Origin of the sequence: Nonomuraea basaltis (assembly GCF_005893125.1) — a bacterium.
GTDB classification, from domain to species: Bacteria; Actinomycetota; Actinomycetes; order Streptosporangiales; family Streptosporangiaceae; genus Nonomuraea; species Nonomuraea basaltis.
In genome coordinates, this window is sequence record NZ_VCJS01000026.1 from 50719 (window position 1) to 66385 (window position 15667).

At 66.5% G+C, this 15667-nt stretch carries 18 protein-coding genes and 1 pseudogene; 13 read left to right on the plus strand and 6 right to left on the minus strand.

Features of this window, described 5'->3' with window-relative positions; translation table 11 throughout:
* Positions 1–10 precede the first annotated feature (10 nt).
* Positions 11–379 carry a hypothetical protein gene (locus tag EJK15_RS15170; RefSeq protein WP_138711057.1) on the plus strand — a complete coding sequence of 123 codons (369 nt, stop codon included), beginning with the start codon at positions 11–13 and terminating at the stop codon, positions 377–379.
* A 141-nt stretch (positions 380–520) separates the two neighbouring features.
* Here the strand turns inward: EJK15_RS15170 and EJK15_RS74500 are convergent, their stop codons facing one another.
* The 3 genes and pseudogenes from EJK15_RS74500 to EJK15_RS15180 all read right to left on the minus strand — a co-directional run bounded on the left by EJK15_RS74500 (position 521) and on the right by EJK15_RS15180 (position 1650).
* Positions 521–778: a hypothetical protein gene (locus tag EJK15_RS74500; RefSeq protein WP_240776994.1), complete on the minus strand. Its 258-nt coding sequence runs from the start codon at positions 776–778 to the stop codon at positions 521–523.
* Between the two features lie 121 nt (positions 779–899).
* Positions 900–1031: pseudogene (locus EJK15_RS77550) on the minus strand (transposase); the annotation flags it as partial.
* A 175-nt stretch (positions 1032–1206) separates the two neighbouring features.
* Positions 1207–1650, minus strand: a complete 444-nt coding sequence (locus EJK15_RS15180) for a transposase family protein (RefSeq protein ID WP_138711058.1) — start codon at positions 1648–1650, stop codon at positions 1207–1209.
* Positions 1651–1957: 307 nt separating this feature from the next.
* On the opposite strand from EJK15_RS15180, the gene EJK15_RS15185 reads away from it, so the two are divergent.
* On the plus strand, positions 1958–2365 hold the full coding sequence (locus tag EJK15_RS15185; protein WP_138711059.1) for a hypothetical protein: 408 nt from the start codon (positions 1958–1960) through the stop codon (positions 2363–2365).
* Between the two features lie 306 nt (positions 2366–2671).
* Positions 2672–4087, plus strand: a complete 1416-nt coding sequence (locus tag EJK15_RS15190; RefSeq protein ID WP_138711060.1) for a hypothetical protein — start codon at positions 2672–2674, stop codon at positions 4085–4087.
* Here EJK15_RS15190 and EJK15_RS15195 read toward each other — a convergent pair.
* A complete protein-coding gene (locus EJK15_RS15195; protein ID WP_138711061.1) occupies positions 4011–4478 on the minus strand; it encodes an ATP-binding protein in 468 nt (155 codons plus the stop codon). The two genes, EJK15_RS15190 and EJK15_RS15195, sit on opposite strands and share 77 nt — an antisense overlap.
* A 481-nt stretch (positions 4479–4959) precedes the next feature.
* Between EJK15_RS15195 and EJK15_RS15200 the strand changes: the two genes are divergently transcribed.
* Positions 4960–5802, plus strand: a complete 843-nt coding sequence (locus EJK15_RS15200; protein WP_138711062.1) for a helix-turn-helix domain-containing protein — start codon at positions 4960–4962, stop codon at positions 5800–5802.
* A complete protein-coding gene (locus tag EJK15_RS15205; RefSeq protein ID WP_138711063.1) occupies positions 5799–6002 on the plus strand; it encodes a DUF397 domain-containing protein in 204 nt (67 codons plus the stop codon). Before EJK15_RS15200 ends, EJK15_RS15205 begins: the two co-directional genes overlap by 4 nt.
* A gap of 11 nt (positions 6003–6013) precedes the next feature.
* Here EJK15_RS15205 and EJK15_RS70550 read toward each other — a convergent pair whose 3' ends face one another.
* Both EJK15_RS70550 and EJK15_RS15210 read right to left on the minus strand, forming a co-directional pair.
* Positions 6014–6184 (minus strand): hypothetical protein, encoded by a 171-nt coding sequence (locus tag EJK15_RS70550; RefSeq protein WP_171074313.1) that lies wholly within the window; start codon positions 6182–6184, stop codon positions 6014–6016.
* Positions 6151–6414, minus strand: coding sequence for a hypothetical protein (locus tag EJK15_RS15210; protein ID WP_171074314.1), 264 nt, complete (start codon positions 6412–6414; stop codon positions 6151–6153). The genes EJK15_RS70550 and EJK15_RS15210 overlap by 34 nt, the downstream gene beginning before the upstream one ends.
* A 169-nt stretch (positions 6415–6583) precedes the next feature.
* Between EJK15_RS15210 and EJK15_RS15215 the strand changes: the two genes are divergently transcribed.
* The 8 genes from EJK15_RS15215 to EJK15_RS15250 are packed head-to-tail and all read left to right on the plus strand — an operon-like array spanning position 6584 to position 15665.
* Positions 6584–7375, plus strand: coding sequence for an IclR family transcriptional regulator (locus EJK15_RS15215; RefSeq protein WP_171074315.1), 792 nt, complete (start codon positions 6584–6586; stop codon positions 7373–7375).
* 7 nt (positions 7376–7382) lie between these two features.
* Positions 7383–8651, plus strand: a complete 1269-nt coding sequence (locus tag EJK15_RS15220) for an ABC transporter substrate-binding protein (RefSeq protein WP_138711066.1) — start codon at positions 7383–7385, stop codon at positions 8649–8651.
* Entirely contained in the window at positions 8648–9544 is an 897-nt protein-coding gene (locus EJK15_RS15225) for a carbohydrate ABC transporter permease (protein WP_206060857.1), read from the plus strand. Before EJK15_RS15220 ends, EJK15_RS15225 begins: the two co-directional genes overlap by 4 nt.
* The gene (locus EJK15_RS15230; protein ID WP_138711067.1) at positions 9541–10395 is read left to right on the plus strand and encodes a carbohydrate ABC transporter permease; all 855 of its coding nucleotides are present in this window, start codon (positions 9541–9543) and stop codon (positions 10393–10395) included. The genes EJK15_RS15225 and EJK15_RS15230 overlap by 4 nt, the downstream gene beginning before the upstream one ends.
* 12 nt (positions 10396–10407) lie before the next feature.
* On the plus strand, positions 10408–12975 hold the full coding sequence (locus EJK15_RS15235) for a hypothetical protein (RefSeq protein ID WP_138711068.1): 2568 nt from the start codon (positions 10408–10410) through the stop codon (positions 12973–12975).
* 58 nt (positions 12976–13033) lie between these two features.
* Positions 13034–14095: a glycoside hydrolase family 88 protein gene (locus tag EJK15_RS15240; RefSeq protein ID WP_138711069.1), complete on the plus strand. Its 1062-nt coding sequence runs from the start codon at positions 13034–13036 to the stop codon at positions 14093–14095.
* Positions 14092–14913, plus strand: a complete 822-nt coding sequence (gene kduI, locus EJK15_RS15245; protein ID WP_138711070.1) for a 5-dehydro-4-deoxy-D-glucuronate isomerase — start codon at positions 14092–14094, stop codon at positions 14911–14913. Before EJK15_RS15240 ends, kduI begins: the two co-directional genes overlap by 4 nt.
* Positions 14910–15665, plus strand: a complete 756-nt coding sequence (locus EJK15_RS15250; RefSeq protein ID WP_171074316.1) for an SDR family oxidoreductase — start codon at positions 14910–14912, stop codon at positions 15663–15665. The genes kduI and EJK15_RS15250 overlap by 4 nt, the downstream gene beginning before the upstream one ends.
* Positions 15666–15667 lie beyond the last annotated feature (2 nt).

Sequence of the window (15667 nt, forward strand, 5' to 3'; positions counted from 1 at the left end):
GTTTTAGAGCATGGAATCGTCCGACAGAATACCTGATGCAGGCACCCAATATACGCAGGAAATACACCGTCGCCTGTCGGCTGCCCATAAGACCGCCGAAGTGGCGCGCATCGTAATGGGGGTAATAAGCGGGATGCTGGGCGTGCTTGCGATGGCAGCAAGCTTTATGCCGACTAACTACGACTGGGACTCTAGTATGCCGGATTACACTGATGTGAACATGGTGACAATCACGGCTGTTTCGTCCGGGCTTGCCATACTATTCACTGCGGCGTCTATCGCGTTCCTGTGGAGGAGAAAGATTGTAGTTGTTGGCTTGATCCTCCTAGTTGCTGTAGATATTTATCGATTTGCTACCCTTGTCCCTCATTACAGTTGAACGGATGCTGCAAGCGGTCCTAGACTCGATCTTTATCGATCGTAGCTTCCTTTCGCCTCCGGGATTTTGAAGATCGAGTCATGTTGAGGTGTGTGTGGCTGATGGTGGCGGCTGCGGTGTAACGCTGGGTGATAGTCGCAGTTAGGCGGCCAGGTGGGCGTCCCGGGCGAGGGCGTCGATGGCAGCCTGGTAGGCGCGTGAGGCGGAGCGTAGACGGCTGTCGGCCGGTGGGTCGGGATCGATGATCTGGGTAAGGAATCGCTGGGCCAGGTGGGTGATGAAGAGCGCGTGTGCGATCCCGGTGGGGGTGACCTGGTAGGTGCGGCTGTGCGGGATGCGGGTGATGATGCCGTGGGCGCGGAGTCTGCGCAGGTCGTAGCTGATCTGGCCGCTGGTCATGGCCTCGGGAGTAAGCCCCAGCAGGGGCGCGAGGTGGTGGCGCAGGAGGCGGTTGGTGAAGCCTCAGCCGTCGTCGCAGCTCGGCGAGCTTGGTGTTGGCCAGCTGGACCAGGTGGAAATGATCGACGACGATGACCGCGTGCGGAAGCGCGGCGCGGACCGCGCAACGGAACACCTGGCACATGTCGATCGCCACATGGGTGACGGCGCGCCTCCACCGGGCACCCTGGGCGGTCAGCCAGGCGGCGACCACGGTCGAGACCCGGCCCTCGACCTGGCCGAGCAGTCCTTGATCGCCGGCCAGATCGGTAAAGCCGACATGTCAGCGGTCGGTGATCAGCCGGTACTTGCCGGTGTCGGGGTCCTGCTCCCAGCGGGGGGGCGCCCCGGCGGATTTCATCGATCCCGATCGCCGCGGTCGGTGCGGGCTAGGCGGGCAGGACCTCGGCGGCGTAGGCGCGTAGTTCATGCATCGCCACCGGCCAGGAGACCCGGTGATCGCGGGCGGCCTGGGCAACGGTGCGCCCGCCATCTACCGCCGCTCGTCCGCAGGCGCGGCGTAACCGGGCGGTTGTCCGCATCCTGGCACCGACCTGGCCGATCCGTTCGGTGAACGAGCCGCGTGGGTATTGGCGCTCGCGGCAGACCCAGCGACGCTTGTGCCAGCGCAAACTCACCGGCTCGCCACCCCTGCACAGGTCGCGTGGCGCGGTGACCACGCACTCTTTGACCCGGGTGGCGAACACTCCACAGGTCGGGCACGCCGTCGCGGTCTCGTCATCGTTGACCAGATGGACCGTCCGGTGACCCTCACCGTCCAGTTCCACGCGTAGCACCGCCACGCCCTTCCAGCCCCAGCAGCAACGTCGCATCGGAGGCAGTCTCTGTAAAGATGTTCACGCCCGTGGTTTATTGAAGATCGGCTGCGTCGAGAAAAGCCATGATCTACGAGAGCCGCGGGCGTCTTTCATCTGGGGCGATCGCTACCTCATGCTGTCACTCACAGTCACCTGAGTGCGGTTCGCCCCCAGCCCCTCCCCGCTTAAGTTCGAAGAGCCGGTATAGTTCAGTCTCCTTCGAAGAGCTATAGTTAACAGTTGATTGGAGTGATCAGCGATTCGTGGGTGGAGAAGGCGAGTCTATTTGACTCGTCTGCTGAAATCTTCGATAGTTTTCGCAATGGTTGTCGTCATAGCCTCATCTCTGTCTGGCTGCAAGTACATGTGGTGGTCGGAGGAAGATTGTAGGCAAGAAGCCAGCAAGCAAGTTGCTGACCTCAAGAGGGCTGTCTCGCAGTATCTGCCTGAACCGATTGGGGCGGCTCTAGAGGGGCAGGATGGATGCGATTCCGGAGACGAAGGTGGATGGCTATCTGCCACAGTGGACCGAACTGCAGATGTCGAAGGGATTATCGGCAGATTCACTGCTCAAGGCTGGACTCGAATCGAATTGCAGCCGACTGCATGCAACGTAAAATGTATCGCTGGCGTCAGTGGTCGATGGAATGAGCGGGTGATCGAGGTGGTTATCGGCGAGACCCAGAACGACGAGTATCTCGAGGTCACAGCTGAGTTTGTAAATCTCTGAGGTTTTGCCATATGCTCAATCCCTTAATGCGAGAACGCAGCCTTCGGGGTCAAGGACTTGACTTTCGCTCTTTTGGCTGACGGTCACGCGGCGTTCTCGACGGGCATGTGAAGCTGGACATCGAATGCCTGGACCGGATCTACCTCAACGCCTACGTACCGATCCTGCAGACCAGCTCACAGGTGGTGGCGTTCCTGTCCGGGCACCTGGGCTTCCCGCTTCCCTCGCCCGTGCTGTTCAAGCAGCTGGGCGATCGATTCCGGCGCGCGGTTGTCTCCTTCGCCGAGGCCAAACCACATCCCGTGGGTGAAGTTCAGCAAGGACCAGGCCAAGCTGGAGACGATGACCCCATATCTGGCCCGTCAGGCCGCGACGGGACGATCCGGGGTCGTGGTGATCGGGGCGGCCCAGGAATTCCAGCGACTCTGGACGGCTTATGAGGGCAAGACCTCGACCGGCACCCCGCGCTGGAGCTTCGTCAAGGCCGACCGGCGGGTGACCTGCTACTACTTCTACCTGTGGGACGCCGACTTCGGCCCGGCCTTCATCAAGGTGTGCGCCTACTTCCCCTACCCGGGCAAGATCTGGTTCAACGGCCACGAATGGGCCAAACGCCAAGCCGCCAAGGCCGGCCTCGGCTACACCGAGCTATCCAACGGCTTCGCCACCTGCACGAACCCAGCCGCCCTGCAGGAGATCTGCGACCGGCTCGCCTCCGAGACGATCAACGTATTCGTCCAGCGCTGGCTGGCGCGCCTGCCATTGCCTTTCACCGAGAAGGACCACGATGCGGGCTATTGGTGGGAGACCTTCATGCGGCAGATCGAGATCTCCCGCACCCTGGTCTTCGACGCTCCCCGGCACGCCCGCGGCTTCTTCGAAGCCCTCATCGCCGACAACCTCGACATCGGCCGCCTGCACAACGTCGAGATCATCTTCGGTCGGCGGGTGCGTCGCGACACCCTGGGGACCTTTCGCACCGCGATCGATCGCCGTGATAACGGCGGCGTCCTGGTCAACGTCTTCTACAAGCACTCCCGGATCAAGCAGTACCTCAAAGACGGCCGCGCGATGCGGATCGAAACCGTCGTCAACGCCCCCCGTGGCCTGGGCTGCAACGTCCGGCTACCCAACCTTGAGGAGCTTCAGCCCAAGGCCCGCGCCGCCAACCGGCGCATCCTGGAAGTCGAACGTGCCGGCCAGGGCTGCGTCCTGGCGAGTCCAGCCTTTGAGCGGATCGCGCACCCCACCGTGGACGCGGTGGGGCGGAGGACCCCGGCGCTACGCTTCGGCGATCCTCGGGTCATGGCCCTGGCCGGCGCCCTGTGCCAGACGCTGCTCGCCGCCACCGGCTTCACCAACAAGAACCTTCGCGTCTTGATGACCGGACTGCTCGGCACCACCAGCTACAGCACCAGCCAGATGATCTACGACCTGCGCTGGCTCCGCCTCAACTGGCTGATCCGCCGACTCCCACGGTCCAACCGCTACGTGCTCACCGACGAGCGCATACGTATCGCCGTCTTCTACACCAAGATCTACAACCGGTTACTCGTCCCGCTCACCCCGGCCGATCAACCTCAAGCGCCGCCCGAGCTCCTTCGGCTGATCCATCCGGTCTGTCCGGCTTGCTTCTGCGGTGCCCTTACACCTCTGTCGCGTAGACCTCTGTCGCGTAGGCCGGCACGTCTAGGGCGGAGATCGGCGGGTCGGCCGTGGTGAGCACTTCGGCCCATGTCACCCTGCCGCCCAGGGCGTTGTCGCCGATGCCCCAGCGGAGCGCTGTCTCTTCAACGATCTGCAGGCCCCGGCCCGAGCACTCCATTTCGCTGGGCTGGCGCACGTAGGGAACGGTCAGCCCACCGTCATCCATTACGTCGATACGCGCCAGGTCGTTGCCGATCGCCCGGACGTCCAGGGTGATCAGCCCGCCGGCAAGGCCGGAGACGGAGTGCATCACCGCGTTCGCGACCAGTTCGCTGACCACGAGCTGCACACCGGTCACGTTCCGATGCCCCGCTGTCGTCAGGACACACTTGACGCAATGACGAGCCACCGGCACCGAGCTCGGCACTCCTGGGAACACCAACTCGGCGAGAAACCGCTCGCTCATCGCCCGGCTCCCCGAAACGCTCGCGTCGCCGAGTCTGGGCGGAGTGTGTTCGTAAGGTGCCAGGGCCACTGTCTACGGGTGAGGGCCCGAGGGTCCATTCGCAGCCTCGTCTCGGTCTGTGTCAGTCCCGACGGCACGGGGGTTCTCGGGTCGGGGAGTTCGTCGTGGGGTGACGGCTCGCGCGTCGGGGACGCGCTCAGGCGCTGGAGTTTCCACATCAGAGGCGCCGAGCGGTGGGGCCCTCCATGAGCCGAGCTGTAGGCCATTGTTCACTCCTTCGCTGTACGCCTGGTTGCTGGGGCTTCTGCCTATGGGTCACGGCAGCTATCACGCTGAGCAACGTCTGAGGTGTCGCTGCTCCTTCTCGTTCCTCTCGGTCATGATGTGCTTACTCTGAGCATCGTGTCAATGCACTGTGCAACTTCAAGTTGATTAGAGCTATCGGTGACCACAATGCGCACGGATCTGACACACTTAGTCCATGTCTTCAAGTCACAGCCCGACCGTGAGACTGCGGCGCCTGGCGCGTGAGCTGCGCAAGCTGCGAGAGGACAGCGGTTTGACACCCGAAGCCGCCGCCGCACAGCTCGGGTGGAGCCGAAGCAAGGTCAGTCGCATCGAAACCGGCCGGACCATGGCGAGCCGCTCCGATGTAGGTGCCGTGTGCGACCTCTATGGCATCAACTCCGCTGATCGCGCCGGACTGATTCAACTGGCGAGCGAGGTACGGCAGCGTGGATGGTGGACCGCCTACGCCGATGTGTTCACCGGCTCCTACATCGGGCTCGAAGACGAAGCGGCCCTGATCCGGCAATGGGAAGTGCAGCTCATCCCGGGTCTGCTCCAGACCGAGGACTACGCCCGAACCGTGATCTCACTGCATCGCCCCCAAGCGGAGGTGCAGCGCCGCGTCATGGCCCGCATGGCTCGGCGCACACTGCTCAGCCGACCCGACGCGCCACAGCTCCGCGCCATCCTGGACGAGGCCGCCATCCGTCGCCCGATCGGCGGCGATCAAGTCATGCACGAACAGCTCGAAGCGCTCTTGATCGCCGCCAGGCGAGCCAACATCGAGATCAGGGTCCTTCCTTTCAGCGCGGGTGAGCACGCTGGATTGGAAGGAGCGTTCACCATCCTCAGTTTCTCCGAAGAGATCGACCCCGATGTCGCCTACGTGGAAGGCACGGCAGGCGACATCTACGTGGAAAGCTCCGACCAAGTCGACCGCTGTAAGCTCATATATGAACGCATTTTGGACGCCGCCCTGTCCGCAGAGGACTCTTTGGGGCTGATCTCGACTGTCAAGGACAAGCTAGGCCCATGATCGATCTCTCCCAGGCCAAGTTTCGCAAGAGCAGCTACAGCGGAAGCGGCAACAACTGCGTCGAGGTAGCGACCAACCTCCCTGGCGTGGTGGTCATGCGAGACAGCAAGGACCCCCACGGACCAGCACTGGTCTTCACTCGCCCCGACTTCGAAGCCTTCACGGCAGGCGTCAAGGACGGTCAGTTCGATCTCGCCTGAGCCCAGGTTGGTTAGACGCGCCGACCGATGATCCACACGTTGCGCAGGTCCAGCCCGGTCACGTCGCGCACGACGTTCTCCTCGGCCATCTCTTCGAACACGCTGTTCGTCACCTGGACGCCGCGGATGGGGTTGCCCGGATTGCCGATCAGGTAGAACGCCCCGAGGCGCCCGTCCGGCACGCAGACTGCGAATATCGATGCCCGCCCACGTCCGGGAAGTGCGGGCCGGTGTCCTTGTTCTCGTAGTTCAGGGCCACCTCGATGACCGCGTCGGCGGCCTGCCCCACGGTGACGTCCCTGACGTAGACATCCCTGACGTGGCCGCCGCGTTCGGGGTTGGTCTTGACGCCGATCGCTCGTTCCAGGCGTGTGCTGCCCCTCGCGCAGTTCCAGGCGAACACCCGGCGCACACCGCCGGCTGCCGATGGTCACGCGGTCCTCCGTCGCGCACGTTCGGAACGGGAGATGGGGTGGAGCAAATCCTCGCATTACCAACTATTGACACATCGCGGCGTTATCAGTAACTTCGCTCCCAATTATCGGTTTCACCTCCCATTAATCGGGCCGTTAGAGGGTGCTATGGCGGAGCTTGACCGTCTGGCTGGGACTCTGGAGCGCGGGTTCGCGATCCTGGAGTTGCTCGCCTCGGAGCGATCGATCACAGCGGTGCAGATCGCGGAGCGGTTGGGGCTGTCGCGAAGCGCCACCTACCGGATCTTGGGTGCGCTGCGCCAGCGGGGCTACGTGGACTGGGACGGGACCGAGCAGGTGCAGCTCGGCCAGCGTGCCGTCACCCTTGGCATGGCGGCTCTGAGCAACTTCGACCCCTACCTCGCCGCACAGGCGCACCTGCGGGATCTGTCGCGGGAGCTGTCGGAGGCCGCTCTGATGGCGGTGCGCGATGACGAGCAGATGGTGTACGTCGCCCACGAGGACGTCACCGACCACTCCATCGCGGTCCGCCGGCTGCTCGGCGTCCGTCGCCCCATGCACAGCACGTCACTCGGCAAGGCGTATCTCGCGGCTCTGCCGATCGACGAGGTCGACGCCCTCATCGACCGGCTCGACCTGACCGCGCACACCCCGACCACGATCACCGACCGTGCGAGACTGCGCGTCGAACTCGACGAAATCCGCGCCCGCGGATACTCGATCGACAACAGCGAGAACGAGCCGGACGTGCTGTGCTTCGGCGCCGCGATCCGCGACGAACGCGGCATGCCCATCTGCGCGATCAGCGTGGCGGGCCCGCGTGAGCGGATGCTCGGAAAACAAGACGTGGTCCCTCATCGAGTGTCCGAAGTGGCACTCGCGATCTCCCGCCGGCTCGGGTTCGTCGGGCCAGTCAACTTTGTGAATCTCGGAAGGTAGCCCAAAGATGCGACGGATCCTGGCCTTCTGCATCGCCACAGTGACGCTCGCCGCCTGCGCGCCGGGCACGACCAGCGGAGGCGGGGGCGAACAGGTCGATGACAAGACGCTGACGTACCTCTACTTCACCGACGGACCTGACGAACAGGCGACCCGCAATCTGATCGCCGACTACGAGAAGAAGTCCGGCGTGAAGGTCGATCTTCAGATCGTCCCCTTCGACAATCTGGAGCAGCGACTCCAGGCCCGGCTGTCCGGCGGGAACGCGCCGGACGTGGCGCGGCTGACGGACATCTCCCCCTTCCGCAGCGATCTCCTCGACCTGAACACGTTCCAGAAGGCGGCACTGGACGACCAGTTCATCGACGGCGCGGACGCCTACACCAAGGGACCGGGCGGCGAGCTGCTCGCGGTGCCGAGCGACCTGACGATGAACGGGCCGCTGGTCAACGTGGATCAGTTCAAGAAGGCCGGGGTGTCGCTGCCGGACGTCACCAAGCCCTGGAAATGGGATGAGATGGTGGCGGCCGCCCAGAAGGTGCAGAAGGCCAACAAGACCCAGTACGCGATCGCGATGGACGTCTCGGGGCACCGGTTCTCCACCATGCTGAGCCAGTTCGGCACCGCGTTCTTCAGCGCGGACGGCACCGCGGTGGGGCTGGACACGCAGAAGGCGACGGCGGCGGTGAAGCTCTTCGCCGAGCTCAACACCTCCGGTGTGATGCCCGCCGACCTGTGGCTGCAGGCCGGCTCCAAGTACAAGGCCGCGAACGAGATCTTCCTGGCCCAGCAGACCCCGGTGTACCTCACCGGGAACTGGCAGGTCAGCGCATTCGCCAAGGACGCGAAGTTCACCTGGGCCGCCGCGCCGAACCCGTGCCAGGAGACGTGCGGCGGGTTCCCCGGCGGGAAGTTCACGGTGTCGTTCAAGCAGAGCAAGCGGCAGCAGGCCGCGGCCGACTTCATCGCCTACATGAACTCCAAGGAGTCGCAGGAACGCCTGGCCAAGGAGGCGAACTTCCTGCCGACCAGGAAGGACCTCATCTCCTCCGGTATCGACTACCCCCAGCGTGACGCCGACATGAAAGTGTTCCTCGCCGACGTGAGCCGGACCCCGCCGCAGGACTTCGCCACCGCCTACAGCCCGGCGTTCGCCGCCACGGCGAAGGCCGCCGTCGGAGAGCTGGGCAAGGTGCTCGCCAAGAGCGAGTCGCCGGAGCAGGCCGTCGAAGCGATCAACGCCGCGGCGGAGAAGGCGCTCAAGGACACCAAGTGAGCTCCACCCCCGCACGCCGCGCCAAGCCGTGGAACCAGCGGCTCGCGCCGTACCTGTTCGTCCTGCCCAACATGCTGATCTTCGGGTTGTTCGTCGTGTATCCGGCGATCAACAACTTCAACATCAGCCTCTACGACAGCCGCAACGGCCGCGATTTCACCTACGTGGGCGGCGCGAACTACCAGGAGCTGTTCAGCTCGGAGGCGTTCTGGAGCGCCGCGCGCGCCACCGTCCTGTTCGCCGTGTGCTTCGTGGTGCTCACGACGGTCCTGTCGGTGGCGCTGGCCCTGCTGCTCAACCGGCGTATCAAGGGCCGGGCGTTCTTCCGCACGGTGTTCTTCCTGCCGGTCGTCCTCTCGCCGGTCGTGGTGGGCCTGATCTGGGGCTGGATCTTCGACCGGGGCAACGGGTTGCTCAACACCGTCCTCGGGCAGATCGGGCTGGGGCAACCGGGCTGGCTGGTCGACGGCGGCCTGGCGATGATCGTCGTGATCTTCGTGGGGTTGTGGATGCACATCGGCTTCTACATCCTCATCATCCTGGCCGGGCTGCAGGGGATCGATCCGACGTACTACGAGGCCGCGCGGATGGACGGCGCCACGGACTGGCAGCAACTGCGGGGCATCACGCTGCCGCTGCTGCGGCCGACCACGATGGTCGTGGTGATCCTCAGCCTCATCGCCGGTTTCCAGGCGTTCGACTACATCTGGACGCTCACCGGCGGAGGGCCCATCGGCGCGACCACGCTGATGGTCCAGTACATCTACGAGAACGCCTTCCAGTCCCCGATCCGGTACGGCCTGGCCGCGGCCGCGTCCGTGGTGCTGTTCGTCACGGTGTTCGCGCTGACCCTGCTCAACTTCCTGTACGGCAAGCGGAAGGAGGCGACGTGAGCCGACGCCGGTGGACCTCGATCGGCCGTGGCGGTGCCCCGTCCGCAGGGCAGGTCCTCACCTATGCGGTCCTCATCGGGCTGACCATCGTTGCCCTCGCCCCCGTGGTCTGGGCGATCCTCTCGTCGTTCAAGACACAGAGCGAGCTGGCGCAGCGCCCGCCGGCGCCGCTGCCGTCATCGCTGTCGCCGGCCAACTACACCGAAGCGCTCGGCTCCTTCGACTTCGGCCTCTACCTGCAGAACAGCGTGATCGTGACGGTCGGCGCGACGCTGCTGACCGTGGTCGTCAACACGATGTGCGCCTACGGGCTGGCGAAGTACAACTTCCGCGGCCGTGACGTGCTCTTCCTGATCGTGCTCGGCACCATCATGATCCCGCTGCAGCTCATCTTCATCCCCGTCTACCAGATGGCCGCGCAGCTGGGACTGGTGAACTCCCTGTGGGGGCTGATCATCCCGCCGGCGGCCACCCCGACAGGCGTGTTCCTGCTGCGCCAGTACATGCTGGGCATCCCCGACGACCTGATCGAGGCGGCCCGCATCGACGGCGCGGGCGAGTTCCGGATCTTCGCCCGGATCGTGGTGCCCCTCTGCGGCGCGGCCCTCGCGGTGGTCACGATCTTCTCGGTGATGTGGCGGTGGAACGACTTCCTGTGGCCGCTGATCATCAGCCAGGACCAGGCGAAATACACGCTGCCGGTGGCCTTGGCCCAGTTCAACAGCCAGCTGTCCGTGCCGTTCAACTACATCCTGGCAATGTCGGTGGTCAGCATGATCCCGGTTGTGGTGATCTTCCTCGTCCTCCAGCGCCACATCGTCCGCGGCATCGCCAACACCGGATTCAAGTAGAGAGTCGAGAACATGGAAGAACGGACCGTACACGCGCTCGACGGCCGCGGCACGGTACTGGACTGGCTGATCAGCCCCGCCTGGCGGGAACCCGCTGACGACCTCGGGAAACACCTGAGTGCCGATGGGAGCCCGTGGGGAGGGCGGGGCCGGTGGCGGCTCACCAACGGCCCGGATGTGACCCCGTTCAAGGAAGAGCTCTACCGGCATCGGCCATTGCCGCGCGACCCCGTGACCGGCCCGATCACCGAAGGCGGCCCGATCGGCTACCTGGGGCACACCGGGGAGTGGCGTCGGGTGCACACCGGCGCCGACGGCTTGGTGGACTGGAGCGAGTTCTGCTTCACCCCTGAGTACCGGGTCGCGCTCGCGGCCACCGTCCTGGAGGTCGACCAGGCCGAGTGGCGGACGCTCCGGCTGGCGTCGACCGGGCCGACGCTGCTGTTCCTCAACGGTGAACTGCTGGAGGAGTCGGACTCCTTCACCTACATGGAGCCTGCCGAGCATGTCCGGCGGGTGTGGCTGCCCTCCGGCACCTCGACCGTGGTCGTCGCCTCGTGGCAGGTGGCCTTCCGTGAGTGCAGGCAGATCCTGCGGCTGCGCGTGGACGGGTTGCCCGTCCGCGTCGTCCTGCCCGGCGCCGGCGCTCGCGAGGACACCGGCGCCGTCGCCGAACGCATCCTCGACGCCGTGGGTGTGACCCGCTGGGGCACCACCGACGGCACGGTGCCGATCGTCGGGCCGGACGGCGCCGTGCTGCGCGTGCGCTGGGCGGATCAAGAGCGTCTCGTACGGCTGACCGGCGGACGGGCGACGCTGCGGCTCGACAAGATCGAAGGGGACGGCGGGGCCGGGAACGCCTCCATGTTGTCGACCGGGGAGACGATGCTGCGGGTTTCCGTCGGCGATTCACCGGTGTACAGGGAGTTCCCGGTTGCCGTCCTGCCCGGGGAGTACCGCTCGGCGCCGGGGGGCGATCCCGCCACCTGGCGAGCCGAATTCCTGCGCCACGCCGCCGGCACGGACGGCACCTCCGCCGCCGAGCTGGTACGCGCCGCCGAGGACCCGTCGTATGCCGTCACAGGTCTCACCCGCGCCCTGTGGATGATCGACAACAGGGCCGACTGCGCCGACTTCGAGGCGATCGGGCTGGCGCATCTCTGGCACCGGGCCTCCACCTGGGCGCCCGGCCTGCGCGAGCGGGTACGGCAGGCGATGCTCGGCTTCAAGTACTGGATCGACCAGCCCGGCCTGGACGCCATGTGCTACTTCACCGAGAACCATCAGCTCGTCTGGCACACGGCGGAGCTGCTGTGGGGCACTGCGCTGAGCGACGAGACGTTCCCCAATACCGGCTGGACCGGCGCCCAGCACGCCGCGCACGGGTGCGACCTGGCGGCCGAGTGGATGCGCCGCAAGCTCGCCGGCGGGTTCAGCGAGTTCGACTCCAACGCCTATCTCGCGATCGACCTGCTCGCCCTGGTCTCGCTGGTGGAGTTCGCCGAGGACGCCGAGATCAGGACGCTCGCGGCGGGGGTCGCGGACCGGGTGCTGTTCAGCCTGGCGGCGAACTCCTGGCGCGGCATCCACGGATGCGCGCACGGCCGCTCCTACGTGTCCACGCTGCGGTCGTCGCGGCTGGAGGAAACCGCGCCGATCATGTGGCTGTGCTTCGGCACCGGCGCGCTCAACGACGCCGTCCTCCCGGCCGCCGTGATCGCCACCGCGCGCCGCTACCGCATGCCCGAGGTGATCCGCCAGGCCGCGAACGATCTGCCGGACCGGTGGTGGGGCAGGCAGAGCTACCGCGGGGAGTACCGGTTCGCCCACGACCTGCTCAGCAGGCCGTACGGGTCGGACGCGACGGTGTTCAAGACCCCGGACGTGATGCTCTCGTGCGCCAACGACTACCGTCCCGGCCTGCCCGGGCTCCAGGAGCACATCTGGGGCGCCACCCTGGGCCCGGAGACCCAGGTGTTCGTCACGCACGCGCCGAACTCCTCCACCTCGCCGTCGGCCCGGCCCAACGCCTGGGCCGGCAACCGAATCCTGCCCAGGGCCCGCCAGCACGAAGGCACGGTCCTGGCGCTGTATCGGATCCCGGGCGACGACGTGATGGGCTACACGCACGCCTGGTTCCCCATCGCCGAGTTCGATGAGTGGACCCAGACGGGCGTGTGGACCGTCGGGCGCAAGGGCAACGGCTACGTCGCGCTCGCCACGGAAGGCGGGGCGGAGCCGATCACCACGGGACCCGACGCCTGGCAGGAGCTTCGGCCGCGCGGAGCGGGCACCGCATGGATCTGCACCGTCGGACGGCACGCCGACTTCGTCGCGTCCCTGACCGAACCCCGTTTCACCCGCGACGGGGTCGGCTTCACCACTCCCGAAGGTGCCGACCTGAACTTGACGTGGAGCGGCCCTTTCACTGTGGACGGACGCCCGGCCGACCTCGCCGCCGACGGCACCATCGCCCCGGTACTCCAGCTCGACAACCCCTACACCCGGCTCGAGTTCGGCGCCGGCACGCTCTCCATCGGATCACACGTGATCGACCTCCAGAAGGGCAGGAGCACATGAGCGAGCGGACAATCAGGCACAGCATCGTCTCGATCATGCGGCCGGCGAAGGAGGGGGCATGATTGAGACTCGTGGCCTCGACACCAGCCAGGCGAGCCGGTCCGAGCCGCCGCGGCGGCCCGCCGATCTGGCGGATCTCACCCCAGAGGTCCTCGCCAAGACCGCCGGGCGCATCGCCGACCGGGCCGCGGCCATGGGCCTCACGCACTGGTTCTGGGGCGAGGGCGTCGTCCTCCAGGGCATGATGCGCCTGACCCCTGCGCATCCGTTCGTCACCGAGTTCGTCGACGGGCACCTGCGCGACGGCATCGAGCTCGGCCACGTCAACAATCTGGCGCCCGGCGCCGTCTGCGCCGACCTGTACGGGGCGACCGGCGAGCGCCGCTACGCCGACGCGTGCGAGCGCATGCTGGACTGGCTGCGCAGCGAAGACGCCGTGACCCGCGCGCCCGGTGGCGCCATCGAGCACTGGCCCGGCGGGGTCTGGGCCGACACCGCCTACATGTGCGGCACCTTCCTCATCCACTATGGGCTGCACGCCGGCCGGCCCGAGCTGATCGAGGAGGCGGGCGAGCAGATCCTCGCCCACGCCGAGGTCCTCCAGCACCCCGAAACCGCGCTGTACGCGCACGGGTCCCACGAGGGCCGGACGATCTGGAACTTCTGGGGCCGCGCCAACGCCTGGACCGCGCTGGCGTCGGTCGAATACCTCGAGGCCGGAGGAGCCCAGTCCGAGCGGATCCGCGAGGTGCTGCGCCGCCAGCTGCTCGCGCTGGCCGGCCATCAGCCCGCGCACGGAGTATGGGACGTGCTGGTCGACGGGCAGCCGGAGAACCGCGGCATCCCCGAGACCTCCGCCGCCGCCGGCATCGCCGCCGCGATGTTCCGCGCGGCCGCCCTCGGCATAGAGCCGGAACCACTGCGCCGTCGCGCATGGCGCGCCCTCGCCGGTGTCCACGCCTACGTGGCCGACGACGGCACGCTCACCCGCACCAGCGCCGGCACGATCCTGCAACTGCTGCCGTTCGGCTACTCGGTCATCCGCGACGACCTGATCCAGCCATGGGGCCAGGGCCTGGCCCTGCAGGCGTACGCGGCGGCCCTCCGGGAGGACACATGAACATCAGGCACGCCACCGACCCGGACCAGATCCCGGGATTCGACACCGACGCGCTGCGCTCGCGTTTCCTCGTCGAGGATCTCTTCGGCAGCGACATCAGCATGGTGTACAGCCACGAGGACCGCATCGTCATCGGCGGCGTGCGCCCGTCGGGCGCGCCCGTGAGGCTGGAGAGCGCCGAGCCGCTGAGGGCCGAGTATTTCCTCGCCCGCCGTGAGCTCGGCGTGGTCAACGTCGGCATGGACGCGGGCACGGTCACCGTGGACGGCGCCGACCACAAGGTAGGGGTCAAGGAGGTCCTCTACATCGGCAAGGGCAGCCGCGAGGTCACCTTCGCCGGCGACGGCGGGGCCGCCTTCTATCTCGTGTCCACCCCGGCGCACGCCACGCACCCCACGCGCAAGGGCACCCTGGCCGACGCCACCCCGGTCCGCCTCGGCGAGCAGCGCAGCTCCAACGAGCGCACCATCTACAAGTTCATTCACGCCGATGGCATCCAGAGCTGCCAGCTCGTCCTCGGGATCACGGAGCTCGCCGCCGGCAGCATGTGGAACACCATGCCCGCACACCTCCATGACCGGCGCACCGAGGTCTACCTGTACTTCGGCCTCGAGCCGAGCGATCGGGTCGTCCATTTGATGGGCCGTCCCGATCAGACCCGCAACCTCATCGTCGCCGACCGGCAGGCCGTCATCTCGCCGCCTTGGTCGATCCACTGCGGCTTCGGGACCGGCGACTACGCCTTCGTGTGGGCCATGGGCGGGGAGAACATCGACTACACCGACGTCGAGCCGTACCCGATCACGGAGCTGCGATGAACCGGCTGTTCGACCTGACCGGCCGTACGGCGCTCGTCACGGGCTCGCGTACCGGCATCGGCCAGGCGATCGCGATCGGCCTCGCCCAGGCGGGAGCCGACCTGGTGCTCCACGGTCACCACGACGACCTCGACGAAACCCAGGCGGCGGTCGAGGCGCACCACCGCTCGGCCCGGCGGTGGATTCGCGACCTTGCCCATGTTCCTGGACTCGCCGGCGACATTGAGGGCCTGCTCGCCGATACCCGTGTGGACATCCTGGTGAACAATGCCGGGATCATCCGCCGATCGCCCGCCGTCGACATGGGAGACGAGGATTGGGAAGCGGTGATGACCACCAACCTCGACGCCGTGTTCACGATCACGCGGGCCGCGGGGAAACGCATGCTGGCCCGCCGTACCGGAAAGATCATCTCGATCGCGTCGCTGCTGTCCTTCCAGGGCGGTGTCAACGTCGCCGCGTACACGGCGAGCAAGCACGCGGTCGTGGGCATGACCCGCGCGCTGGCCAACGAGTGGGCCCGCGACGGCGTCCAGGTCAACGCCATCGCGCCCGGCTACATCGCCACCGGCAACACGGCCGCGCTGCGCGCCGACCCAGTGCGGGAGCCGCAGATCAGCGGCCGCATCCCCGCCGGTCGCTGGGGCACGCCCGCCGATCTGGTGGGCGCCGCCGTATTCCTCGCCGCTCCCGCATCCGACTATGTGTGCGGCCATGTGCTGACCGTCGACGGCGGCTGGCTCGCTCGCTGACG